The organism is Isachenkonia alkalipeptolytica (assembly GCF_009910325.1).
In the GTDB taxonomy this organism is placed as follows: domain Bacteria; phylum Bacillota; class Clostridia; order Peptostreptococcales; family T1SED10-28; genus Isachenkonia; species Isachenkonia alkalipeptolytica.
Genome location: NZ_SUMG01000023.1, coordinates 13,206 through 37,300 on the forward strand (window position 1 = coordinate 13,206; position 24,095 = coordinate 37,300).

The window sequence follows — 24,095 nt, forward strand, 5'->3', positions numbered from 1 at the left end:
CCTCCGTCCCCTTCGGTATATGGTTTATACGTCTTTCATGCTGAGGCCGACGCGGCCTCGCTTGAGGTCGATGTCTACCACTTTGACCTTTACGATGTCCCCTACGGAGACTACGTCCATGGGGTTTTTTACGTATTTGTTGCTGAGCTTGGAGATATGGACCAGGCCGTCGTTTTTCAGGCCGATATCCACAAAGGCGCCGAAATCGATGACGTTTCGTACGGTGCCGGTGAGGACCATGCCCTCTTCCAAATCCTCCAGCTTCAATACGTCAGTTTTAAGAATCGGCTTTTGAATGTCCTCCCGAGGGTCCCGGCCGGGCTTTTGCAGTTCATCGGCGATGTCCTCTAACGTGGGAAGGCCGATTTCCAGCTCCGCCGCAAGAGATTTTTTATCCTTGGTTTTTAGCCGCTCTTTGATGTCGGTAAAGGCTTTCATCTCCCCTTTTTTCCAGTCGTAGTCCAAGGCGTCCAACAGCCCTTCTGCGGCTTTGTAGGACTCCGGGTGGACCGATGTGCGGTCCAGGGGATTTTTTCCGTTATAGATTCGAAGGAATCCGGCGGATTGAACAAAGGCCTGGGGGCCCAGTCTGGCCACTTTCTTGAGCTGTTTCCGGTCGGTAAACCGTCCGTTTTCCTCCCGGTACAGGGCGATGTTTTTCGCCACGGCTTTGGAGATCCCGGAGATGTACTCCAACAGCGACGCTGAAGCCGTATTTAAATCCACCCCCACGGCGTTTACCGCATCCTCCACCACCCCTTTCAGGGCTTCATCCAAACGCTTTTGATTCACATCATGCTGATACTGGCCCACACCGATATGCTTCGGATCGATTTTCACCAGCTCCGCTAGGGGGTCCTGGATTCTTCTGGCAATGGAAATGGCTCCACGGATGGATACATCAATATCCGGATACTCCTGCTGGGCGATTTTCGACGCAGAGTACACCGAGGCCCCGGCTTCATTGACGATCATATAATAGACCTTTTCCTCCATTTCACTGATCATATCCGCCACAATCTGTTCCGATTCCCTTGAGGCGGTGCCGTTTCCGATGGCGATGATCTCGATGTTGTGCTTTTTGATCATCTCTTTCATGGTCTTTTTCGCCGCATCCACTTTGTTTTGGGGTGCGGTGGGGTAAAGGGTTTGATACTCCAAGAGTTTACCCGTATCGTCCACCACGGCCACCTTGCATCCTGTACGGAAAGCGGGGTCGTACCCCATCACCACTTTTCCGGAAATCGGCGGCTGAAGTAGCAGGGCTTTCAGGTTCTCCCCAAAGACTTTAATCGCTTTTTCTTCCGCGGTCTCCGTCAGATCGCTTCGGATTTCCCGCTCAATGGAGGGTTCGATCAGTCGTTTGTAGCTGTCTTCAATAGCGGCTTTCAGTAAATCGTAACCGACGGATTCGGAATTTTTGATTTCAAACTGCTCTAAATACCGCAGCACTTTATCCGTATCCATCTGAACTTTTACCTTTAGAAATTCTTCCTTCTCTCCCCGGTTCATGGCCAGCACCCGGTGGGGCGGCAGGGTTTTGATGGTCTCGGCATACTCGTAGTACATTTCGTAGACGGAATCCTCTTTCTTTGCCGCCTTGGACTCCATTATCCCTTCTTTAAAGGTCAGATCCCGGATTTTTTTACGATGTTTCGGATTGTCGGAAACCCACTCGGCGATGATGTCCGAGGCCCCGGTTAAGGCGTCCTCAAGGGTATGTACGTCCTTTTCCTCATCGATGTAGTTGGCTGCAAGATCCTCCAGGCTTCCCTTTTCGATTTCCTGCTCGTAAATGGTCTTCGCCAGGGGTTCCAGTCCCTTTTCCTTCGCCTTGGTGGCTCTGGTTCGACGCTTGGGCTTAAAGGGCCGGTAAATATCCTCCACCTCTTGCAGGCTTTTGGCCCCCTCAATGTTTTTGGCGATCTCCTCCGTGAGATTTCCCTGCTCTTCGATCAGACGTTTTACTTCGTCCTTTCTGGCGTAGAGATTTCGAAGATAGATTAAACGCTCCGATAAATCCCTGAGCACCTCATCGCTGAGGCCTCCCGTCATCTCCTTTCGGTAACGGGCAATAAAGGGGATGGTATTTCCCTCATCAATGAGATTCAGCGTGTTTTGCACCTGGCTCTCTTTCAAATTGAACTCTTTGGTCAGTACCTTTACAACATCCATTCCATTTCCTCCTTATAGATAAACATTTCCTAAAATTATTATAACATAAAAAAAGCACCGACAAGAATGGGGAATTTGCCCGTCTTGAAAGTGCCCTTGATGATTTCATATTATTGCAAGCTTTGTACCTTCGATCGCCGGATTAGAATAAAAGTCCATGGAAAGAAACTCTAGGCCTCATCATGCTGGGGTTTCTCCGTTACTTTTTCTGCGGCCCGGATCAGTTCCCGCAGTACATCGGATTTAAACTGCAGGCTGAACTCGTTTACTTTCGCATACAGACTTCCCTTTTCCGTTACCACATACATGGGCTTTAGGTTGTTCAGCGCGATCGCCTGCACATCCTCCTGACATTTTTCACAGTTTTGGATATGCTCCTGATCCTTGATGACTTCGGATAAATGCTCCTCGACCAGAATTTCCATATAGTTTTTTATCATAGGAACCCCCCGCATAATTTATTTTTCTCCATAGATACCCTTCTTCTCCGTCAGCTAAACCGTCTTTCTGATTTATAAAGGGATTCATGTAGAGATCTTCCAGGTCAATCCTCGGCGAGCAGGATTTATATTCAGCTAAAAATCCCTTCCTTTTAGCCTCTACTTAGCCTCTGCCCAGACCGTTGTTATCATTCATCACATGATCCGTTAGATTGCCTTTGCCGTAGGTCATCCCCGCCACGATTTGCCGCTTTTTCTTTAGGTTCGGGTCGGCTTCCTGTTTTTCAATGCCTTCCGTGTCCTGCTTTTCACCAAGTTCCACCCAGGCTTCATAAAGGGGCTTTAAGACTTTGATTCCCTCTTGCAGTTTCGCCGGAGCTTTTTCGGTTTTTCCCTGGGTGATCACTTTGTTCACGTATACATATAGACTGCGGATATCCAAAGCGATTTGAGAGTCTCCCTGGGTGGTGGCGTTCAGCTCTGCGATAATGTCTCTTGTTTTTTCCACCTTTTCCCCTAGTAATTCTTCATTGGATTTTTCAATGGCGTAAACCGCCGCTTCCAAGTTCATCATCGCCGCCTCATACAGCACCGCCACAAGCTGGGCTTCATTGGCATTTGCAATTTTATTCGATAAATATTCCCGCTCCATTATAAACCTCCTCGGTTTTTCTTCTTTCATTATAAATCTAAACATAATAAGTCTAAACATATAAGCCTAAACATATAAGTCTAAACGTCGCTTTAAGTCTAAACGTTGCTCGCAATTAAATACATGGATCCTTATAGGATTATGCACAAAGATCCTATGAAATTTCATCACAGCACCCCTGCAAAAGTTTCCAAAATAGGGACACAGAAGAATTTAGGGGGGATTCCTCTGCGTCTCTTAAGTGATTGGTATGTTGATTTTAGTGAACATAACTGATTTGGTATGATTTTAAGTGATTACAAAACTGCTTACAATAATGTCAAAACCATTACCCGCTGTTTGGCTTAAAGCTGATTATTTTATCTGGGAGCCATTAACCGCCTAATAGTTGTAGGACGGACTGTGGCATTTGGTTCGCTTGCGCAAGCATAGAGGTTCCTGCCTGGTTTAGGATGTTTAACTTCGTGTACTCGGACATCTCCAGGGCCATATCCGCGTCCTCAATTCGAGATAATGCTGCGGTTAGGTTTTCGGTGGTGTTGTCCAGGTTTGCTGCGGTGTATTCCAGGCGATTTTGGATGGCGCCCAGGCCTCCTCGGAGTTCGGCGACATTTTTAATTGCGTTATCATATACTGTGATCGCCGCTGTAGCCGTTTCCTCAGTTGAGACATTCAATGCATGTTCTTCCATACTAGAACTAAGACCATCGGTAACATTAGGAGTTTCTGTGAAAGTTGCACCCATTACACCGGGATTACCATGCAAGTCAACAGAACTGATGTTTAACTTTGTCGCCCGAATGTCTCCGACTTCTAGTCTAAAACCCTGTCCTTGGTTGGGTCCTACCTGTAGGTTAGTATTAAAGTTTTCTAACGTGCCTTCTAGATAAATTAAATGACCTTGGAAACCGGTATCTTTCGCTTGGATAGATAAGCGGTTGGAGAACTTAACATCGTTCATACCATCATCATAGGCTCCATCGATCCCTAAGTTTACCCCATCAACATTTAAGTTTGTGATCTCAGAAACTAAATCTGCAGGACTTTTAAGTTTCGATTCACTGTCATTATAAATATCAATCGCTCTATTTGTACCAGTATATGCTTCTTTTGAACTGTCGAAAAATTCAATGGTCTCTCTACCGATAGTTATTTTGGAACCTGCTTCCGGAAGCTTATTAAACATGAAAGACCCTTGAGCTTGACGAGTGCTGGATTCCGAAAGTCCTGCCCATCCGTCCTCTTCAACTGCATCTTCACCAAATATATTTTCCATTGTACCCTCTATTTCAATGGTACTTCTTCCTCCTATGGAAGTGGTTTTTATTTCAATATATGTGTCATTTCCATCTACATATAAACTAGCTTCTGCGGCATCTCCTACAGCTTTATTTATCGCATTTTCCAAAGCTTTAGCTTTCAATTCATATCTTTCATCATCATCATCTTCTTCTATAGCAGTTACTTCATTTAAGTAAACAATCTTCTCTTCATCATCTACAAAAATCGATAATCTGTCGGAACTGTCTATATCATCTAAACCATCCGACAGTTGTACCTCTGCAATTGCAGAACTTCCCGTACTCATTCTATGTACCGAAGTATTTGAGTTTTCCGCTTCATTTCCTCGCAACAAATTTCTCGTATTAAACTCTGTTCCGTTGGCGATTCGGTTAATCTCCGAGGTTAGTTGATTTACTTCATCCTGGATGGCTTTTCGGTCATCGTTTGTTGAGGATCCATTGGCTGACTGTACCGCAAGCTCTCGCATTCGCTGTAGCATGGAGTGCACTTCGTTCATGGCACCCTCGGCGGTTTGGATTAAGGAAATTCCGTCTAACGTGTTTTGTGAAGCTTTTCGTAATCCTCTTACTTGGGCTTTCATCTTCTCCGAGATCGCCATGCCTGCGGCGTCGTCGGCGGCTTTGTTGATTCGCTTTCCTGAGGATAGTCTCTCAAGAACCCCCCCTAGGTTTCGGTTGGTTTGGTTTAACTGTCTGTGGGCATTTAGTGCCGGGATATTGTGATTAATTCGCATAACATTTCCTCCTGTATTTTGAATTATGCTCCGTCATATTTTTCATCCGCATCCTTGCGTTTGATTATGGCCTTTTATTTGTCTAGTTAATCTATCGACCTTTTCTTCTACAGTCTTTAGAGTTTTTGGGGGATTTTTATTTCATTTGATCGCGATTGTTTCTCTATTTCTTCGCCGCCTTCACCTGGTTCTCATCCACACTTTCTACGAACACCAAAACCTGTGCCACAATCTCGTAAAGCTCCGGCGGGATGTCGGTACCCACTTCATATTCGATCAATTTCTTCACCAGCCTTTCGTCTTCGTAGATGGAGACCCCTTCCTCTTCCCCTCGCTTGATCATGTTTTCCGCCGCAACCCCTTTGCCCCTGGCGGTAACCCGGGGAACGTCGTGTTTTTGCACGTCGTATTTCAGCGCTACGGCCCGTTTTAGTTTTCTCTTCTTTTCCATGGTATCACCTTATACTTTCATGTCCAAAAGACCCCGTTTGTTCTTATCCAGATCCTTGATCTCATCGGCCAGGGACAGGGTGTGGATCCCCTCATCCACCTTGAAGGTAAGCTCCTTTAACTGATAACCCACTTCTCCCAGAAGTTTTTCCAGCTTTTCCCGGTAGCCCTCAATCACCTGCTGATTTTCGCCGTCTTCGATGCCGACTTTCATCACCACGTTTCTATGTTTCACCCCGAGGTACATGTTCACGTTTCCAAGGCTTTTCGTATCAAAGTTCAAGAGAATCGACATATCCTTGGGATCGATCTTTTTCGTCTTCTTCTCATCCTGCATCACATACATCTGCAAATTTTTCATCTCACCGCCGAACATCATGGGAAGCTGAAGTAGCGTGTCCTGGCGATTGACATTGGACTGGGTCTCGATGGCGGAAAGCACCCGCTCCCCGGATTCCCGCAGGGCGGAAAGCGTCCCCCGGTCCAGATTCTCCCGCTGGGATTCCATCTTTTCCATAAAGTTTGCAAAGGTCTGGTAGGGCTTTTGCTGTTGGAGGGTTCCGTTTTTTACGGCGGTGGCCATTTCTCCCAGTAGGGCTCTTCCTTCCTGGAGTAACTCCCGCATTTCCTTGGAGAAAATCCCCTGTTCTTCCCGAATCAGCATCTCCCGCTCCAGGGTATCCACAAAACCTTTCATCTCTGCGCCGATTTGGCCTTTGTTGTTTAGAAAAGACGTCATTTGATAGGCCTCTTTTAAGTTCATCGGCACCTGATTTTTCACCATTAGAGACAGTAGTCCCTCTTCCTTTGAAGCGTTCTTGCCGAGGCCTTCTTTTAAGGTATCCACCATATCTTGGATCCTTTGATAGGAAAGATCTTGCTTGTGCTCCTTTGCAAAGTCCTGCAGCGCTTTGTTCAGCTCTCCAAGTTCCATTTTTTCCGGTGTCAGCCCTTCCTTTTCCATCTGCTTCAAAAATTCGGGACTGATTTTATCTAATATATTGATGATACGGTTTTCCAAGGCCTTAATGCCGATGTCCTTCATCGGAGAATTGTTCGCGGTATTTATGTTTTGATTTCTCAGGTTATTTTTCGCCGCTAAGTTTAGATTCTCCGTGGGAATATCCATGGCCTTCAGTCCTTCCTGAAAGGCTTTTTCCGAGATTTTTCCCGTCAGTAAATCCTGACTGAGTTTCAGGGCCTCCACCGTCTCCGGCAGCTGATTTTCCCTATGAAAAGCCATGGTGTTCGGCTCAATGCTTTTTAAAGTGTCCATCATCATAAGCCGGTTAATTCCCCCGTCGAGGCCGGCTTTTGTTTCCGTTGGGGCGGCGCTTTGGTTTTCTACGGCGTCCCGGGCTTCTCCCAGTTCTAAGGCCATCAGTTTTTCCATATCGATGGCGCCTCCCCTGAGATTTTGAAGGCCCAGTTTGATGCTGTCAAAGTTTTGCTGATGCTCAAAGAGCTGGACTAAGTTTTCCCGGTTGATGGCCATGCCGTTTTTAAGGAGGGCTTTGCCAAGGGCCAGATTTTGCTGTAGGGTTTCCTCTGTTTTCGGCTGCGCACTTTCCGCTGCCTTTTCTGCTGTAAGCTCCGCTGCCATTTCTTCCATGTTTTTAAGGCTTACCGGGATGCTTCGCCGCATATGCAGAGCCATATTTTCCGACTTTTGCCCCTCCAGGGCTTCCATACGCTCCAGCAGCCTAGCCTGTTCGCTGAGCCGTTGGCCTCCCTGCTCTTTTTGCACCTCCGCATCCTGTACCTCCCGAAGCAGGCCGGATAGCTCCCGAAGATCCTTGCTTTCCAGATCTCCCTTGGCTTCAGATATCACGCTGGCCCGCTCGTAATTCAGATCCTTCGATACATGGGCGAGGCTGTCTTTTAACTCCCGGGCTTTTTCAAAGTTTTCCTTGGTCAGGGGGATTCCCCGGGCGATCATTTTTTTTGCCAGGGCTACTTCCTCCTTGCCGCTTTTAAGGCCTTCCCCTTCCAGCCGGGCGGCAATTTCTTTTTCCATTCCCTTTAAATCCTTCGCGCTAACCTCCTGGGGCTGAGTGCCGCCGTAGAGTTTGGAGACCATCTTTCCAATGGCCCCGCCGGTTTTGATCGCTCCCGATACCACCGCATTTTTCATCTTATAGAGATTTTTAATGCTGGGGTCGATCTTATTTTTTATGGAATCAATCAGATTCTCTTCCTTTAAATCCTTTAGGTTATCCAGCTTGGAAAAGGTTTCATGGATTTTGTTGATGTTTTCCTTACTCATCTCCCCGCCGGTTTTATGCACGGCTTTGATGATGTCGGTGATGTCCTTTCCCATTTTGCTTCCGTAGAGTTCCTTGGCCTTGGACTCCGCCTCCTCGGTGGACAGTTCTTTTTTAAAGGAAAAGAGTTTTTGCAGGAAGTTCGGTTTTTCTCCCTTGATTTTTTCCAGTTCATCGCCGATTTTTTGCAGGGAGTCCTTCTCAAGATCCACGTTTTTCTCCACCAGCTTTAGGGCCTTTTCATAGTCCAGTTCCGAGGACACCCGCTGCAACTGCTTTTTGCCGCCGATATAGCTTAGCAGGTTTTCCCGGGTCAGCTCCATGCCGAACTTTTCCAGGGTTTTCATGCCCTCAACGTGATCCTTCGTCGGGCTCAGCCCCATTTTCTCAATCAGCTTTTCATGAGGGCTTGAAGTTTTAGGATCCCCTGGGGTGTATTCCGATTTTTGCTGAATTTCCGCGGCCACGATATCCCGTTTTTCAATGGTTACGGAATCCCCCACGCTGGCATCGATTTCCGTTTTCAGTTGTGCCGTTAACATTTTATTCTCTCCGAGATCCACCCTTACGTCCTTGCCGGACTTCTCTAAGAGCACCCCTTGATATTTTTTGGATTTCAGTCCCGCGACGTAGCCTTCATTGAGGATTCGTTGAGACTGACTGTTTTGTATCGTATTATTCATTGCTTCCCTCACCTATTTTCCTTATGGATTGAGTTCTGTTTTCCTTTGATTCTTCTTCGCTTCTCCTTTGATTCTTCATTCATTGCAATTTTCTTCTTCTCTTATGTTATCGACAGAAACCCCCGATGCCTTAACGAAAGATTCCCGAGAAATTTCCCCTAAACATTTTTACAGTGGCGCCGATAGTAATAGTAGGTTATAATGGGAGAACATCTAAAAAAATAAAGGGAAACAAACTGCAATTTTCAGTTATATATATATCGGAGGTCTAGTTATGGATAACAATATCAACTCAATCGGCTCCATTGAATCCTTTCCCGGCTTTGAAGAGACCAAAAGTCGCAAGGAAGTGCAAAAACAGGAGTTTTTAACGAAATTTCAGGAAATCAAATCCGACGATGTCAGAAATCATCTGGAGAGTTTATATGACAAAATTTCCAAGCAGTCGGATCGCATCGGAGATAAGCTTCATCTCTCCGAAGTGATTAAATATAAAGGCCTGGTTCAGGAGTTTTTGGATGTGGCGGTGAAAAATTCCCACCACTTTGAAAAACAAAACTTTCTGGATAAGCGGGGCCGCCACCGGGTATACAGCATTGTGAAAAATGTGGACCGGGAGCTGGATCATTTAACCAAGGAGTTTTTAAACCAGGAAGTGGACCGGATTTCTGTGCTTCGAAAGCTCGATGATATCAAGGGCATGCTGATCGACGTTTTTATGTAATTTTTGTACCAGGGGGTCGGACCCCGTGGTACACTTTTGAATATAAAGCGCATTTTTGTACCACGGGGTCCGACCCCCTGGTACACTTTTGGCCATCGCTACCATTGATACATAGATCAAGGACCCCAGGGCTTTGTCAGCAGGCTGAATAGCCGGACATATAAAAAAAAGCGAGGAAGCTTCTACTTAGTAGAGTTCTTCGCTTTTTTTATGGATTTTTGCAGACGCCGGCGGCTCATGCAGCTCTTGCGGCTCATGCAGCTCTTGCGGCGCTTGCAGATAGTGCGGCTCTTATTACTCCTCCGCCCGCTTTCCTTGCAGATAAGCGATAATGAAGGGATCGATCGCCCCGTCCATCACGGCGGAAATGTTTCCGCTTTCCTCGCCGGTGCGGTGATCCTTCGCCAAGTTATAAGGATTGAATACATAGGAGCGGATTTGGGATCCCCAGGCGATTTCCGTGTATTCCCCCTGAAGATCTTCAATATGCTCTTTTTGCTCCTGCTCTTTGATATCGATCAGTTTTGCCATCAGCATTTTCATCGCTGCGTCCTTATTGCTGTGCTGGGAGCGCTGATTTTGGCACTGGACCACAACCCCTGTGGGAAGGTGGGTGATCCGAACGGCGGAGTCCGTCTTATTGACGTGCTGCCCTCCGGCGCCGCTGGCCCGGTAAGTGTCAATTTTCAAGTTCTTCGGATCGATGTTGACCTTCACGTCCTCATCCATCTCCGGCATCACGTCCACCGAAGCAAAGGAGGTGTGGCGTTTCCCCGAGGAATCGAAGGGGGAGATCCGAACCAGGCGATGGACCCCTTTTTCACTCCGAAGGTACCCGTAGGCATTTTCTCCTTTAACGAGAATCGTGGCACTTTTAATCCCCGCCTCGGGATCCTGAATATAGTCCAGAATTTCCACACTGTATCCATGGCCTTCCGCCCAGCGGGTATACATTCGAAGAAGCATTTTTGCCCAGTCCTGGGCATCCAGGCCCCCGGTTCCCGAGTTGATGGCGAGGATGGCGTTGTTCTTGTCGTATTTTCCCGTAAGCAGCAACTGCAGTCGTTTTTTCTCCAGATTTTGTTCTAACTTCTCCAGCTCCCGGTAAAATTCCTTCTCAAAGCTTTCGTCTCCATCTTCGATGAAGCTGAGCATCATCTCCAGCTCTTCCAAATCCTTTACCAGTTTATTATAGTATTCGATTTCCTCTTTGTAGCGGTTGGCGGCCTTGACGATTTTTCGAGCCTCCTCGGGATCGTCCCAGAAGCCCTCCTCGGTCATTTTAAAGTCCAGCTCCTCCGTTTTTTCCTTCAGATTTTCTATGTCAAAGAGAAACCCTCACTTCTTCCAAAGTCTCTTGAAGCTCTTGCAATTTTTGTTGATACTGATCAGTATTAATCATTAAATGGCCTCCTTAACTGTTCTCGAACTAACGCTTTTTTCCTTAAGGGATTTTTATTTCCCGATGCTAAAAGTATACCGAGGGTAAAAGTGTACCAGGGGGTCCGACCCCCTGGTACACTTTTGACCTACGGGTAGAAACGGGTACAAAAATGCCCTGTTACTCATTTTTCCCGTGGCACTTTTTATATTTCTTGCCGCTGCCGCAGGGGCAGGGATCGTTTCGTCCCACCCGCTCCCCTTTGACCACGGTCTTTTGCTGTGCCTTCCCGTGGCTGGCGGTGGAGGGCTTTGCGACGGCTTTTCGTTCTATGGTGGATTCCGGGTCAATTCTAAAGAGGTACTTCACCGTATCCTCCTGAATACTGTGGGTCATAGCCTGGAACATTTCATAACCCTCTACCTGATAGGCCCGGACCGGGTCCTGCTGGCCGATGGCCCGAAGGTTGATTCCCTGCTTTAACTGGTCCATATCATCGATATGGTCCATCCACTTCTGGTCGATGATTCGAAGCAGGATGATCCGCTCCACTTCCCGCATCCGTTCTTCGCCGACTTCTTCTTCCTTCTCAGTGTACACTTCCCGCGCGGTGTTTAGAATGATTTCCCTTAAGGATTCCCGGGTAAGGTCTTCAATGTCGCCGAAGTCCAGGCGATCCTTGGGCAGGAACTGCCCGGTTAAATAGTCCTTCAGACCGTCTAAATCCCACTCTTCCGGGAACTGTCCGTCGGCGGTGTAGATTTCCACAGCGCCGTTTACCAACTCTTCTACCATACCGAAGATATGGTCTTTCATATTCTCGCCTTCCAGCACCTTTTGACGCTCATTGTAAATAACTTCCCGCTGTTTGTTCATCACATCGTCGTACTGCAGGACATGTTTACGGATGGAGAAGTTCTTGCCCTCCACTTTCTTTTGGGCATTTTCGATGGAATTGCTGAGCATACGGTTTTCAATGGCCTGATCCTCTTCGATCCCCAGTTTTTCCACCATACCCTGCATTCGCTCTCCCCCGAAGAGGCGCATTAAATCGTCCTCTAAGGAGATGAAAAATCTTGAGGATCCCGGGTCTCCCTGACGACCGGCCCGTCCTCGAAGCTGATTGTCGATCCGTCGGGACTCATGCCGTTCCGTACCGATGATATGAAGGCCTCCGACCTTGATCACCTCTTTGTTTTCCTGATCGGTTTCCTCTTTATACTGTTCAAAATACAAGTCGTATTTTCTCTTGGCATCCAATAAGTCCTGATCCGTAAGCTCCTGGGCGCCGGTGACTTCATTGATGATCTCATCGGAGTAACCGTTCTTTCGCATGGCTTTTCTTGCTAAGAACTCCGGGTTTCCTCCAAGGATAATGTCGGTACCACGGCCGGCCATGTTGGTGGCAATGGTCACCGCCCCTTTTCGTCCCGCCTGGGCCACAATTTCCGCTTCCCTATCATGCTGCTTGGCATTCAGGACTTCATGGGTGATGCCTTTTTTCTTCAATCTACCGGAAAGATCCTCGGAGTTTTCAATGGAAATGGTACCCACCAGCATGGGCTGTCCATCCTTATGAAGCTCGGCGATCTCTTCGATTAAGGCTGCAAACTTGCCTTCCACGGTTTTATAGATCACATCGGGATGGTCCTTTCGAATAACCGGTTTGTTCGTGGGAATTTCCACAACGTCCATGCCGTATATGGCTAAGAACTCATCCTCTTCGGTTTTGGCGGTACCGGTCATACCGGCGAGTTTATCATACATTCTAAAGTAGTTTTGAAAGGTGATGCTGGCCAGGGTCTTGGACTCCCGGCGAACTTCGAGCTTTTCCTTCGCTTCAATGGCCTGGTGCAGTCCGTCGGAGTAGCGCCGTCCAAACATCAATCGACCCGTAAAGTCGTCGACGATCACCACTTCCCCGTCCTTTACCACATAGTCCCGGTCCCGGCGCATTAAGGTTCGCGCCTTTAGGGCCTGGTTGATATGGTGGGCCAGGGTCATATGCTCGGGGTCCGACAGGTTATCAATCCCAAAGGCCTTTTCCGCCTTTTCCACCCCTTCTTCCGTTAAGGTTACACTTTTTGCCTTTTCCTCGATGGTGTAATCCTCTTCATCCTTTAACATTCGGGCAAATTGATCGGCGGAGCTGTAGATCCCCGTGGATTTATCCCCTTTACCGGAAATAATCAGAGGGGTTCTGGCCTCATCGATTAAGATGGAGTCCACCTCATCAATGATGGCAAAATGTTGTCCCCGCTGCACCATTTCATCTTTGTAAATAACCATGTTATCCCGAAGGTAATCAAAGCCGAACTCGTTATTGGTACCATAGGTCACATCACAGCTGTACTGCTCTTTTCGAAAATCTTTTTTCTGACCATGGACGATTACCCCCACCGTGAGGCCTAAGTACTCATAGAGTTTTCCCATCCATTCCTTGTCACGCTCGGCTAAGTAATCGTTTACCGTAATCACGTGGGCGCCTTTTCCTTCAATGGCATTTAAGTATACTGCCAACGGGGCTACCAAAGTTTTACCTTCCCCGGTTTTCATCTCGGCGATCCGTCCTTCATGGAGCACGATCCCCCCATAAAGCTGGACCCGATAGTGGGTCAGTCCCAGGACCCGAGTGGAGGCCTCCCGTACCGTGGCAAAGGCTTCCGGCAGGATATCCTCTAAGCTTTCGCCCCCCTGCAACCGTTTTTTAAACTCTTCCGTCTTTCCCCTAAGGGCCTCTTCGCTAAGACTTTTATACTCCTCGGCCAAAGCTTCCACCGCATCCACTTTGCTGTCCATCTTTTTCAATTCCCGCTCGCTCTGGCTGCCAAACAATTTCTCAAACATTTTTTTCATGGTTCCACACCTCTCACTGTTTCATTTAGTTACGCACTACTATTTAATTTACTATGGATTGTAATTATCCTTTACAAACATACTATACCGCCAACAAAACAGCCGACAAACCTTGATTAGAGGCAAAGTACTTCCCGGCGGCTTTTTCCCAATCTTCGGTTTATTAATGTCCAGTTCTTTACTGCCATATTTTCATATTCCGGGGGATTCCCATAATGATTGAATCCTTCCAACAGAATTATTCATAGTCCTATTCATTTTATCATTAATCCCAAACAGACACAAATTTTTAGCCTTGCCCTCCTCGGACTGTTGCGGGAAAGAAAAAAAGATCAAAGGAGCCCCCTGATCTTTTCCGTCCTGCTATGCCTTCTATACCCTTGCTATGCCGTTGCTATGTCTTTGTTATTCCTTTGTTATTCCTTTGTTATTCCTTTGTTATACCCTTGTTATTCCTTTGTTATTCCTTTGTTATTCCTTTGTTATACCCTTGCTATGCCGTTGCTATGTCTTTGTTATGCCTTCGTTATGCCTTCGCTATCCCTCAGGGAATGATCCCTAGCGGAACCGCTCTCTTTGATGATCAAACCGCACCGAGCGAAAACGACTGGTAACCTTGGTCATGGCCCGCTGGACTAAAAAGAATACGCCCACAGCAATAAAAACATCCCCGGGACTGAAGACCTGGCTGAAGGGATAGATCTCCGGCGTGGCCAGAAACTTCCCTAAGTTCGCGGTGAATCCTTCCACGGCTTCGATGTTGATATAGTTATGAAGGGTCCCCGCCTGGAGGCTGGTTTCCATGCTGACCATCCCCGCTTGCTCAAGGGCCTCGGGATCTAAGGGCATGCGCCCGTCATTCAGAACAATGGCGGTGAAATTCGACAGGGTGCCGAACAAAATCAGCCATACGGACCGGTATTGCAGGTTGAAAAATAAAACAACAAACAGCAGTAAATATATGCCGATCTTCAGATACAAAAGATTTTCCACAACAAAATCATTGCCGAAAAAGACCAAAAGGGAGGTAACCACATAGCCTAAAAATCCGATAATCAAAATTACCGGAAGCTTCAATGCAAATCTTCCCAGATTTTTAAAGCTTCCGCTACGGAGTTTTCCCAGGATCAAGCCTAATAAAATAGCTTCCACTACCACAGTAATCGAACTTCCTTTCTCTAACGATTAATCTTACTCGCTTATTTCTCGCTTATTTTCTATTCTACTATAATTCTCTCCTTAACACTAATTCTTCATAACTTTTATTATTCCTGCTTTTTATGCTGAGTTTTTTTTAGCTTTTTTTACCCCCGCAAAAAAGGAGCCCGGTGTACAGGCTCCAATTCATTGTTTTATCACTGTGATCGCTTCAAATAGTTCCTTGTTCTTTTTTCTATTTCTATCTTTCTATTTTTATCTTTCTGTTTTAGTTTTAGTTAAGAAAACCCCTAATCGTATTCCGGTTCGATCAATCCGTAGTCTCCGTCATTTCTTTTGTATACCACGTTTACCTCGTCGGTCTCACCGTTGGCGAAGACAAAGAAATTATGGCCCAAAAGTTCCATTTGCAGAACCGCTTCCTCAGCGTCCATGGGTTTCACCGCAAACCGCTTGGTTTTAACGATTTTCCCTTCTTTCTCCTCCTCCTGAGGCTGATAGTCCAAAATGTTCTCAAATCGGAAAGCTCCTTTTTTGTGCTTTTCCTGAAGTTTTGCTTTGTGTTTTTTCAATTGCCGGGTCAACTTATCCACAACTCCGTCTATAGATGCATACATATCATCAGTGTCGTGTTCCGCCCGTAGAATCGATCCGCTTACGGGAATGGTTACCTCAATAATTTGTCGTTCCTTTTCAACCGACAGGGTTACCTGGGCCTCCATATCCTCATGGAAAAACTTATCTAGCTTGGAAAGCTTTGATTCAATCGTCTCCTTTAGAGCGTTGGTTACTCCTACATTTTTTCCGCTAATAATTGCTTTCATATACAGCTCCCCTTCCTAATTGTGATTCACTTAATAAGGGTTCACCCCTTAAAATGTGTTTAAAATGTAAGTGGTTCTTCGGTGTTATCATAATCTTTACCCAGGATTGTTCAGTACAAACACCTTTCCTGAGAAACCCCGAAGTATTTGTCGAAACTGTATATTTATTATTATTCTATGGAATTTGACCCGGAAAAATCTTATCCCAAATTTCCTGTGGGTAAATCCTGTAACCCTGTGGGTGAATTTCCGATTTTCCTGTGGATAATGTGGACGGTTTTGTGCACAACTGTATATTCCGGATTTTTTCTGTGTATAACTCTGTGAAAAACCGCATTAATCTATGCACAGTTTTTTTAAAGACTGTGTACAGTTCTTCGAAAAATAGGTTTTTCCGATGAAAGCCTTCTTTCTTACTTATCATTTATTAAAATCATTCATGGATTATACAGAATACGACATTTTTTACGCCTTTACTCTTTTTACTCCTCCACTCTTCGGGCGTGCACCACAAAACGGGCATCGTCATATTCATAGGTGCAGGTGGATAAAGTAAGGAGGTGATCCTCTGCACTGACCTTTACATCGCTGTCAAACTTCCGCCGTTCAATAATGGAATCTAAAAATACTTCGAAGTCTTCATCCTCGGGAAAGCGGGTTTCGATAAAATAAAAATCGATGCTGGTCACATATACGGAAAAAATCTCAAAGGTGTGGGTTCCGTATTGATCCGTTACCTCAAAGGTGGGGTTTTCCCTGAAATACGCTTCATCTTTATAATTCATCAAATTTTGAAACATGGATCCGTCCTGGCGATGGTGGCCATATAAAATGGTATGGGTTTTTCTTTCTTCAAGGCCTAAGGGATCATTACGATAATCCATAAAGATGGCACCGGCGGAGTTATCCTGTCCCAACCAGTCTCTTTTTAGATAAAATTCATTATCCTCGGCCTGAACTACGGGGTAATCAATTTCTGTTCCCGCAACCTCGATCCAACCCACCACCTCGGGATTTTTCTCTTGAAGCTCCTGAATAAAGGGGAGGGCTTCCTTGGGCGCTTCATCTGTTGCTTCTCTTTCCCATCCGATGGTTATAGCATCCTGCTGATAAAAATCTTCGGACTCACTCTCCCGGCTCTCCCGGGCAATTTTCCGGGCTTCTTCCACGGCCTGTTCATTGTTGTATTGATCCCTCCAGCGAAAACCCAGGCCCACCAGGGAAAACAGTAACAGCGCAAGGGAAATTCCCAGCAGCAGATTTTTTTTATAATCTTTTTTATTATTTTTATTATTATCCACGGTTATGCACCTTCCTTCTATTATGATCCGATTATTGACCGTCCTGCTACAAAGCTCTCAGATAAAAGCTTATATAAAACATTTTACCACCGGCGGCTTCTCCGGTCCAGGAATGTGGTTTTTATTTTCTTTTTACCCCTATTCATGATTTTCTAACACCTTCAATTTATTTACATTAAATGAAAGGAAGTTTCAATTTTTTCATTTTTCCATGTTTGAACCCTCCCCCACGGGGTATTATTGATATATCTTATTAATTGACATCCATTTGCGAATCATCACGGGAACATAGAATAAACGTTATAAAAAAACAAAAGGAGGAAAAGAAAATGAAAAAAAGTAGATTATTGTCCGGATTGTTAATTGCAGTATTAATGGTGTTTAGTTTCGGAGGTGCGGCATTCGCCCATGAACATCTTGCGGATACCGTGGTGGACATCGCAGTGGATACCGAAGGGGAATTTGATACCTTAGTAGCTGCCTTAACCGAAGCAGGTCTTGTGGAAACCTTACAGGGTGAGGGTCCCTTTACCGTATTTGCTCCAACAGACGAAGCCTTTGGTGATTTATTAGCCGCACTGGAAATTGAAGCGGCAGACCTTCTAGCCCATCCACAATTAGAAGAAGTATTACTGTATCATGTGGTTTCCGGAAAAGTAATGTCCGGGGATTTAGAAGACGGTGAAGTGGAAACCCTACTGGGAGAAATGATTACCGTTGATGCCGAAAACTTTATGATTAATGAAGAAGCGGCCATTATGGTTGAGGCCGAATTATTTGACTTAGAAGCGGAAAACGGTGTGGTCCATGTTATTGACACCGTATTGGTACCCGATGTATTTGAACTGGATTACGCGGAAGAAGAAGACGTTCCTCAAACCGGGGACATCGGAATGATTCCCTTTGTTGTAGCAGGCGCTGCGGGATTATCCGGACTTTGGATCGCAAAGAAGCGTAAATAACAGACTGCCCCTGTAACCTGACATAATAAACCATAACATTCAATAGCATTTAATAAAATTCAATAATCATCATTGTTCCCTATTCAGAGAATACCGGATGGAAATCTTTACGTCTCTAGACGGTATTCTTTTCTGGGGCTAAGTTTTCTACGGCCCTGTTTTACTACAATCTTGAATATTTTACAATAAATTTTGCTAATTTTCAGAAATTAATGTTTGGTCCTACCCCCCGGTGGGTATTATTGGAATGTGTTACACATGACAGCCAGTTGAAACTTTTAATCGGAACATAAGATAAATTTTTAAAAAACAAAAGGAGGAAAAGAAAATGAAAAAGAGTCGATTATTGTCCGGATTATTGATAGTAGTGTTAATGGTGTTTAGTTTCGGAGGTGCGGCATTCGCCCATGAACATCTTGCGGATACCGTGGTGGACATCGCAGTGGATACCGAAGGGGAATTTGATACCTTAGTAGCCGCCTTAACCGAAGCAGGTCTTGTGGAAACCTTACAGGGAGAAGGCCCCTTTACCGTATTTGCTCCAACGGATGAAGCTTTTGCTAATTTATTAGCCGCACTGGAAATTGAAGCGGAAGACCTTCTTGCCCATCCACAATTAGAAGAAGTATTACTGTATCATGTGGTTTCCGGAAAAGTTATGTCCGAAGATCTAGAAACCGGAGACGTTGAAACCCTTCTTGGGGAAAACGTAGCGATTGACGCATCTACCTTTATGGTAAATGACGCAGAAATTCTAGTGGATGACGGATTATTCGACCTAGAAGCGGAAAACGGTGTGGTTCATGTAATCGACACAGTATTGGTTCCTGATGTATTTGAATTAGATTACTCCGAAAACGGCGAAGAAGAATTACAAAGCATCGTTGAAATCGCTCAAGCTAACGACGACTTTAGTATCCTGGTTGAAGCCTTAGTTGCAGCAGATTTAGTAGATGCTTTAGAAGATGACGGTCCTTTCACCGTATTTGCACCTACTAATGATGCCTTTGCCGCATTACTGGAAGCTTTAGACATTGAAAAAGACGACTTGTTAGAGCATCCTGACTTAGCCGATGTTCTGTTATACCACGTAGTGGAAGGGGCTGTATTCTCTACGGATTTAGAGGAGGGCATGGAGCCTGAAACCCTACAGGGAGAAACCGTTATGATCAGCTTAGAAGACGGCGTATTTGTTAACGATTCCGAAGTAATCGATGCGGACATCGAAGCTTCCAACGGTGTTATTCATGCAATCGATGAGGTATTAGTACCCGAAGCTTTCGGCGCTGAAGAAGAAGAAGTTCCACAAACCGGCGACATCGGAATGATTCCCTTTGTTGTAGCAGGCGCTGCCGGATTATCCGGACTTTGGATCGTAAAGAAGCGAAAGTAACTGACTGACAGTGTGGCTGACATAAGGAATATTGGTATTAAACGATTATCATTATCCAACAAATAAATCAGAAGTACCGGATCGAGACATTTCTCTCAATCCGGTACTTTTTTTTGCAAAAGTGTACCAGGGGGTCGGACCCGGTGGTACAAAAAAAGTGTACCACAGGGTCCGACCCCCTGGTACACTTTTTGTACGGGTAAAGGCTGACCTGGTTTTTGACCCCACACCCGCCTGCTGGGAAGTTCGCCAAGGGTTTGCCTTGACTACTAAACCTCTCGATTTCCTCGGCAGGACTTACTTCTAAGCCGCACCATGCTCAGCAGTAAAATTTTTTCACTACCTTACGTGGATCCCTTTGCCTGCGACTAGCTTGGACTTTCAACCACAGACCCTTTACCCGTTTCATCATTATAAACCATTTACTTTTTCTTATCAATAAAAATCGATTCGCTTTGCTTATATTTCTTGTTATAACTTCCCATGGCTTTTTTCCCCGTACGGGCATTTTTAATTTTCGATTGGACCTTCTCCATATCTTTTTTCATCTTTTTCATGTTTTCCTGATCCATCTGATTAACCTTATTGGCCGTAGCCATGATTTCCTGGATTTTTTCCTTTAAATCCTTAAAACCTTCCACGGGCTCTTCCTCTACCTTCGATAGATCTTCAATCCCTAAAGCTTCTTTAAGATCCTGATATTTTTCTGCAAATTCCTTGTCCAGCACGTCGATTTTCTCAATGATTTTATTCTTTTTCCCGATGGCCTGATCCAACACCTCCAGGTTTTCCTCTTCCAGGGCCTGTTGCTGTTCCTGGGTGGCCTCCAGCAAGGTGACCATCAGCTGCAGCTTTGCCTCGCTGATCCGGTAGAGGTATTCGGTTAGTTCCTTACTCCGGTTCATCCCATCACCTATCGCTTTCCTTTGGCGATTTTCATCGCTTCTTTCCAGGTATCCCGAAGCTCCGTGATCATTTCCTTGGCTTCATCCAGGGGCTCCGTGGTTTTCTTAATGTTTCCCTCCACCAGTTTTTCAAGAATATAGGTATAAAGGCTTCGCATGTTTTTGGACATTTCATAGTCCATATTAAGGGAGTTGTTCAACTCATGAATAATATCTTGGGCCCGTTTAATGCCTTCGTTGGCCTCTTGAATATTTTTTCCCTCAATGCCCATCTTCCCTTTATTAATAAATTTTAACGCTCCGTTATAAAGCATTAAGGTCAGCTCTTCGGGACTCGCGGTTTTTACGCTGTTTTCTTTATAAGTGTTGTACGGATTTCTTACTGCCATATTGATTCCTCCTAAATAGATAAGTAAAAACAGGGAAAAGAGTTAGCCCTTAACCCCTGATTATTTTACGGCTTTGCCTAATGGTACTACTGCATTCCCATGCCCCCCATTTGCTGGGCAAGCCAGCCCGCCTGGTCGTTCATCTGGGACATAGCCTTTTCCATAGCGGTAAACTGATTCCAATATCGTTCCTCTGTTTGCATCAGTCGTCGCTCTTCCGTGGCAATTCGCTGTTGGATGCTTTGAACATCCCGGTCCAGACGGGAGATGGCTCCTTGCTGGGTAACGAAATCAATTAACAGATTGCTTCGTACATTTCGGTAAAGGCCGGCGTCTTCCCCCGGACCCGATTGACGGATTACTTCCTTCATGCCGTCGGTTATATCGTCATAAGCCCGTTGAACCAATCCGGTTCCTTCTTTTCCCTCTCCCTCGGCGGGAGCCTTAAAGAATACATCCAGCACTCCCTCAGGATCATTGGCAATAGCATCTCTTAGTTTATCTTCTTCAATCTCCAGTCGCCCACCCTGCTGATAATTCCCGGTGGAAATTCCGATTTGGGTAATATGGCTGTACTCTCCCGCCGTATTTTCAATGGATTCATACATACTGCTTCGTAACGTTTGAAGTGTCCTGGTTAAGGTTCGGTCATTGGCCAGCAGTCCCGACCTTGCCCGTTCTTCCCATTTTTCTATATCGTCTTCGTTCATGGCCTGTCTTTGTTCATCGGTTAAGGGCCCGTACTCCCGGTCGTATTTTTCCTGGGTGGGACCGTTTACCGCATCTATAAGATCGTTGTATTCATCCACAAAACCTTTGATCTGATCATAGATGCCGTCTACGTCGGTTTCTACCCGGACCGTGGTTGTGCCTTTCGTTCGAAGCTGCAGATCAATCCCGAATACGGATACATTATTGTTTGAGCTTGTGATCTCGTCGCCGTTAAAAGTTATTCTTGCATCCTGGCCGCCGATGCCGTGGGTAGGGTTTCCTTCTCCATCTCGTTCAATGTTACCGTCTTCATCTCGCTGAACCTCGGTAAAAATGTTTTGATCGCCTTCATTAGAAAAGATTGCGCCGGCAATCCCGCTGGTATCAGTAGTCGCGTCTATATGCATAAACTCCTCTTCCCCGGAGTTTCGGGTCATAATCATCATTCGGTCCAAACCGGCATCGTAGGAAGTACGTAGTCCCAAGTTCTGTCCCGCATTATCTCCTTCATCCACCACCGCATTGTTAAAGGCTCGGGTCACATCCCGCATATTCATACCTTTTTCCAGAGTAATGGTACCGGTGCCGGCGCTGGTAGTCATTTCAAAGCTGACTTCATCTCCGTCAACAAAAAAGTCCTCATGAATTATGCCGTCCTCATCAAGTAGCGCCGCTTCCGCATCTCCTTTTAAGTTTAACGACGTGGTCCTTGCAACCTCAGCTAAATTCTCAACTTCCACCTCGTGATTTCCTTCAATGGCATTTCCTCGGGCTGAGGCTGTAACCGCACTACCGTCCGCCGTTGCACTTTTAATCCAGGGCAGGTTGTTCACATTCGTGCTTCCAAATCCGCTGCTGATTCCAAATTCCTGTCGGGTGTTTAACACAAAATTCGCCATGGTTTTATTCACATCATGATAGGCTTCCTGCTTCCACTCAATCTCGGTTTGCTCTGTGGTAAACCGGTCCACCTTCATTCGTTCCACCTTCATCAAATCCCGTACCATTTGTTCCGTGTCCATTCCGGACATTAATCCACCCATTCGCATGGTAAAACCCCTTTCTTTATGAAAACCGTTCTAGAACTTCTCCTCGTTTATTTTGCTTTTGTTTATTATCCACGTTAATATTTTTTCCCTTACTGCTTATTTCACAGTGCCTTTATTATGGGTCCGCCTAAGCTCTCCCAGCGAAGATTTAGTCTCAGGCTTTATGCCCGCTCGTCAATTAGTATCCCTGCCATCTCCAGCATATCCGCCACCATATCGATAATCTTCTCCGGAGGAATTTCCCGAATAATTTCATCCGTAGACGTGTCCACCACCTTTACCAGCATTCGATCCGTCCGTTCATGGGGCTCAAATTCCAGTCGGCGGTTATGGGGTTTGAAACTCTCGTTGGCCTTTTCAATGGCTTTTTCCAAATCCTTTTCCGTGTACTCCAACTGCCGCTCCGTATCCCGGGCCATATTCTCCGTTACGGTTCGCTCACTTCGAAGCTTTTGCTTTTGTCCGTTTTCCACTTCTTGGGCTCCCAGCTCTTGGCGTCCTTGCCGCTGAGAATTGGTATTGATCGCCGCTGATCTGGCGCTTTCAAAACTCACTCCATCTACTTTCATATTCGGCTCCCTCCTAAAATACTTTCTATGACTTTCTACTTACTCTATCGGCACTTTCTTCTTTGTTGTTTAGTTTATTATAATATTTCTTAAAAGAATTTCTAAAAGCCCCGATTTATGATAGGATAAGCTTATAATCAATGGCAAAGGAGAATAACCATGGCTCAGCTTACGGGAGAGTATCTATTCAAAAATCATGAAATCATCCAAACCTCAGGGTTTCAGGAAGAGATCCCCGAGGATCAAAGCATCTATGAGGTGCTTCGGGTCATCCAGGGAACCCCTCTGTTTTTAACGGAGCATCTCAATCGCTTGTACGTTTCTCTGAAAATCTTAAACCTTAGGGATTCCTACGATCTGTCTCCCCTGAGATCCCTAGAGGATAGCATCCTCACCCTGATTTCCAAGAACGCCATAGAAAACTGCAATCTGAAAATCATCGTAACCCATTTTAATGGTCAACGGTCCTTAAACTGCTACGGATTTTTTATTCCCAGCAGCTATCCCCCTGCGGATGCCTATAAAACCGGGGTAAATACGATTTTATATCACGGCACCCGGGAAAATCCCAACGCCAAGGTATACCAAAAAGAACTCCGGGAAGATGTGGCAAAAAAGTTAAAGGCCGCCGACGCCTACGAGGCTTTGCTGGTTAATGAAGCCGGAGAAATTTCTGAAGGCAGCCGCTCCAATTTGTTCTTTGTGAAAAACCAAACAGTCTATACCCCTCCGGCAAAACAGGTACTCTTAGGAATAACCCGGGAGAAGATTTTGCAGCTTATGGAGGATCACAACATTCCCTATGAGGTCACCACCATCCATGAGAAGGATTTAGAAGGGATGAACGGCGCTTTTATGACCGGTACCTCTCCGAAGGTTCTCCCCCTTCGGCGGATCGGGAGCCTTCACTATGCCTCGGCTTCCCACCCTGTGATCCAAAAGATTATGGAGCTTTACAATGCGTTAATCGAAGCGGAAATCAGAAACAATGTTGCTCCGAAGATTCTTTAGCTTTTTCTGAATCCCCTTTTTACGGCTTATAAAGGTCAATTGTAGAACTAAATGAGACTTTGTAAAGTTAAATAAGACCTGTCTAATAATCTTAAAAAATACAGGGTTTCATATCATTTATTTCTTTAAAAACGAGTATTCTAATGCTCGTTTTTATAGT

The 24,095-nt window shown here is 45.6% G+C and carries 19 protein-coding genes; 4 read left to right on the forward strand and 15 right to left on the reverse strand.

The features are described 5' to 3' along the window. Nucleotides 1–24: 24 nt before the first annotated feature. The 6 genes from ISALK_RS12960 to ISALK_RS12985 form a co-directional block, all read right to left on the reverse strand. Nucleotides 25–2,175 (reverse strand): Tex family protein, encoded by a 2,151-nt coding sequence (locus ISALK_RS12960; protein ID WP_160723001.1) that lies wholly within the window; start codon nucleotides 2,173–2,175, stop codon nucleotides 25–27. Nucleotides 2,176–2,345: 170 nt separating this feature from the next. After that, nucleotides 2,346–2,615 carry a late competence development ComFB family protein gene (locus tag ISALK_RS12965; protein WP_160723003.1) on the reverse strand — a complete coding sequence of 90 codons (270 nt, stop codon included), beginning with the start codon at nucleotides 2,613–2,615 and terminating at the stop codon, nucleotides 2,346–2,348. Nucleotides 2,616–2,778: 163 nt separating this feature from the next. Continuing rightward, nucleotides 2,779–3,267 carry a flagellar export chaperone FliS gene (locus tag ISALK_RS12970; protein WP_160723005.1) on the reverse strand — a complete coding sequence of 163 codons (489 nt, stop codon included), beginning with the start codon at nucleotides 3,265–3,267 and terminating at the stop codon, nucleotides 2,779–2,781. 373 nt (nucleotides 3,268–3,640) lie between these two features. Beyond that, nucleotides 3,641–5,305, reverse strand: a complete 1,665-nt coding sequence (locus ISALK_RS15405; protein ID WP_160723007.1) for a flagellin N-terminal helical domain-containing protein — start codon at nucleotides 5,303–5,305, stop codon at nucleotides 3,641–3,643. A 163-nt stretch (nucleotides 5,306–5,468) separates the two neighbouring features. Further along, nucleotides 5,469–5,756 (reverse strand): EscU/YscU/HrcU family type III secretion system export apparatus switch protein, encoded by a 288-nt coding sequence (locus ISALK_RS12980; protein ID WP_160723009.1) that lies wholly within the window; start codon nucleotides 5,754–5,756, stop codon nucleotides 5,469–5,471. 9 nt (nucleotides 5,757–5,765) lie between these two features. Continuing rightward, nucleotides 5,766–8,702 carry a DUF6240 domain-containing protein gene (locus ISALK_RS12985; RefSeq protein WP_160723011.1) on the reverse strand — a complete coding sequence of 979 codons (2,937 nt, stop codon included), beginning with the start codon at nucleotides 8,700–8,702 and terminating at the stop codon, nucleotides 5,766–5,768. A gap of 274 nt (nucleotides 8,703–8,976) precedes the next feature. On the opposite strand from ISALK_RS12985, the gene ISALK_RS12990 reads away from it, so the two are divergent. Then, nucleotides 8,977–9,426 carry a YaaR family protein gene (locus ISALK_RS12990; protein ID WP_160723013.1) on the forward strand — a complete coding sequence of 150 codons (450 nt, stop codon included), beginning with the start codon at nucleotides 8,977–8,979 and terminating at the stop codon, nucleotides 9,424–9,426. A 294-nt stretch (nucleotides 9,427–9,720) separates the two neighbouring features. Here the strand turns inward: ISALK_RS12990 and prfB are convergent. The 5 genes from prfB to srtB all read right to left on the reverse strand — a co-directional run bounded on the left by prfB (nucleotide 9,721) and on the right by srtB (nucleotide 16,946). After that, nucleotides 9,721–10,828 (reverse strand): peptide chain release factor 2 gene (gene prfB / locus ISALK_RS12995; protein WP_160723015.1). Its coding sequence is split into 2 segments (ribosomal slippage): nucleotides 9,721–10,764 and nucleotides 10,766–10,828, totalling 1,107 coding nucleotides; the frame shifts between segments, so codons are not numbered across the junction. A gap of 159 nt (nucleotides 10,829–10,987) precedes the next feature. Then, nucleotides 10,988–13,663 carry a preprotein translocase subunit SecA gene (gene secA / locus ISALK_RS13000; RefSeq protein WP_160723017.1) on the reverse strand — a complete coding sequence of 892 codons (2,676 nt, stop codon included), beginning with the start codon at nucleotides 13,661–13,663 and terminating at the stop codon, nucleotides 10,988–10,990. Between the two features lie 558 nt (nucleotides 13,664–14,221). Further along, nucleotides 14,222–14,821: a DUF5317 domain-containing protein gene (locus ISALK_RS13005; protein ID WP_160723019.1), complete on the reverse strand. Its 600-nt coding sequence runs from the start codon at nucleotides 14,819–14,821 to the stop codon at nucleotides 14,222–14,224. A 290-nt stretch (nucleotides 14,822–15,111) separates the two neighbouring features. After that, a complete protein-coding gene (gene hpf, locus ISALK_RS13010) occupies nucleotides 15,112–15,645 on the reverse strand; it encodes a ribosome hibernation-promoting factor, HPF/YfiA family (protein ID WP_160723021.1) in 534 nt (177 codons plus the stop codon). 482 nt (nucleotides 15,646–16,127) lie between these two features. Beyond that, nucleotides 16,128–16,946: a class B sortase gene (gene srtB, locus ISALK_RS13015; RefSeq protein ID WP_160723023.1), complete on the reverse strand. Its 819-nt coding sequence runs from the start codon at nucleotides 16,944–16,946 to the stop codon at nucleotides 16,128–16,130. Nucleotides 16,947–17,275: 329 nt separating this feature from the next. Between srtB and ISALK_RS13020 the strand changes: the two genes are divergently transcribed. Both ISALK_RS13020 and ISALK_RS13025 read left to right on the forward strand, forming a co-directional pair. Next, nucleotides 17,276–17,908 carry a fasciclin domain-containing protein gene (locus tag ISALK_RS13020; protein ID WP_160723025.1) on the forward strand — a complete coding sequence of 211 codons (633 nt, stop codon included), beginning with the start codon at nucleotides 17,276–17,278 and terminating at the stop codon, nucleotides 17,906–17,908. Nucleotides 17,909–18,236: 328 nt separating this feature from the next. Continuing rightward, on the forward strand, nucleotides 18,237–19,301 hold the full coding sequence (locus ISALK_RS13025) for a fasciclin domain-containing protein (protein ID WP_160723027.1): 1,065 nt from the start codon (nucleotides 18,237–18,239) through the stop codon (nucleotides 19,299–19,301). A gap of 422 nt (nucleotides 19,302–19,723) precedes the next feature. Here ISALK_RS13025 and flgN read toward each other — a convergent pair whose 3' ends face one another. The 4 genes from flgN to ISALK_RS13045 form a co-directional block, all read right to left on the reverse strand. Continuing rightward, a complete protein-coding gene (gene flgN, locus ISALK_RS13030) occupies nucleotides 19,724–20,206 on the reverse strand; it encodes a flagellar export chaperone FlgN (RefSeq protein WP_160723029.1) in 483 nt (160 codons plus the stop codon). Nucleotides 20,207–20,214: 8 nt separating this feature from the next. Further along, nucleotides 20,215–20,595, reverse strand: a complete 381-nt coding sequence (fliS, locus tag ISALK_RS13035) for a flagellar export chaperone FliS (protein ID WP_160723031.1) — start codon at nucleotides 20,593–20,595, stop codon at nucleotides 20,215–20,217. Nucleotides 20,596–20,681: 86 nt separating this feature from the next. Continuing rightward, nucleotides 20,682–22,355 (reverse strand): flagellar filament capping protein FliD, encoded by a 1,674-nt coding sequence (gene fliD / locus ISALK_RS13040; RefSeq protein ID WP_160723033.1) that lies wholly within the window; start codon nucleotides 22,353–22,355, stop codon nucleotides 20,682–20,684. Between the two features lie 161 nt (nucleotides 22,356–22,516). Further along, nucleotides 22,517–22,924, reverse strand: coding sequence for a flagellar protein FlaG (locus tag ISALK_RS13045; protein ID WP_160723035.1), 408 nt, complete (start codon nucleotides 22,922–22,924; stop codon nucleotides 22,517–22,519). 159 nt (nucleotides 22,925–23,083) lie between these two features. Between ISALK_RS13045 and ISALK_RS13050 the strand changes: the two genes are divergently transcribed. Then, entirely contained in the window at nucleotides 23,084–23,935 is an 852-nt protein-coding gene (locus ISALK_RS13050; RefSeq protein WP_160723037.1) for an aminotransferase class IV, read from the forward strand. Nucleotides 23,936–24,095 lie beyond the last annotated feature (160 nt).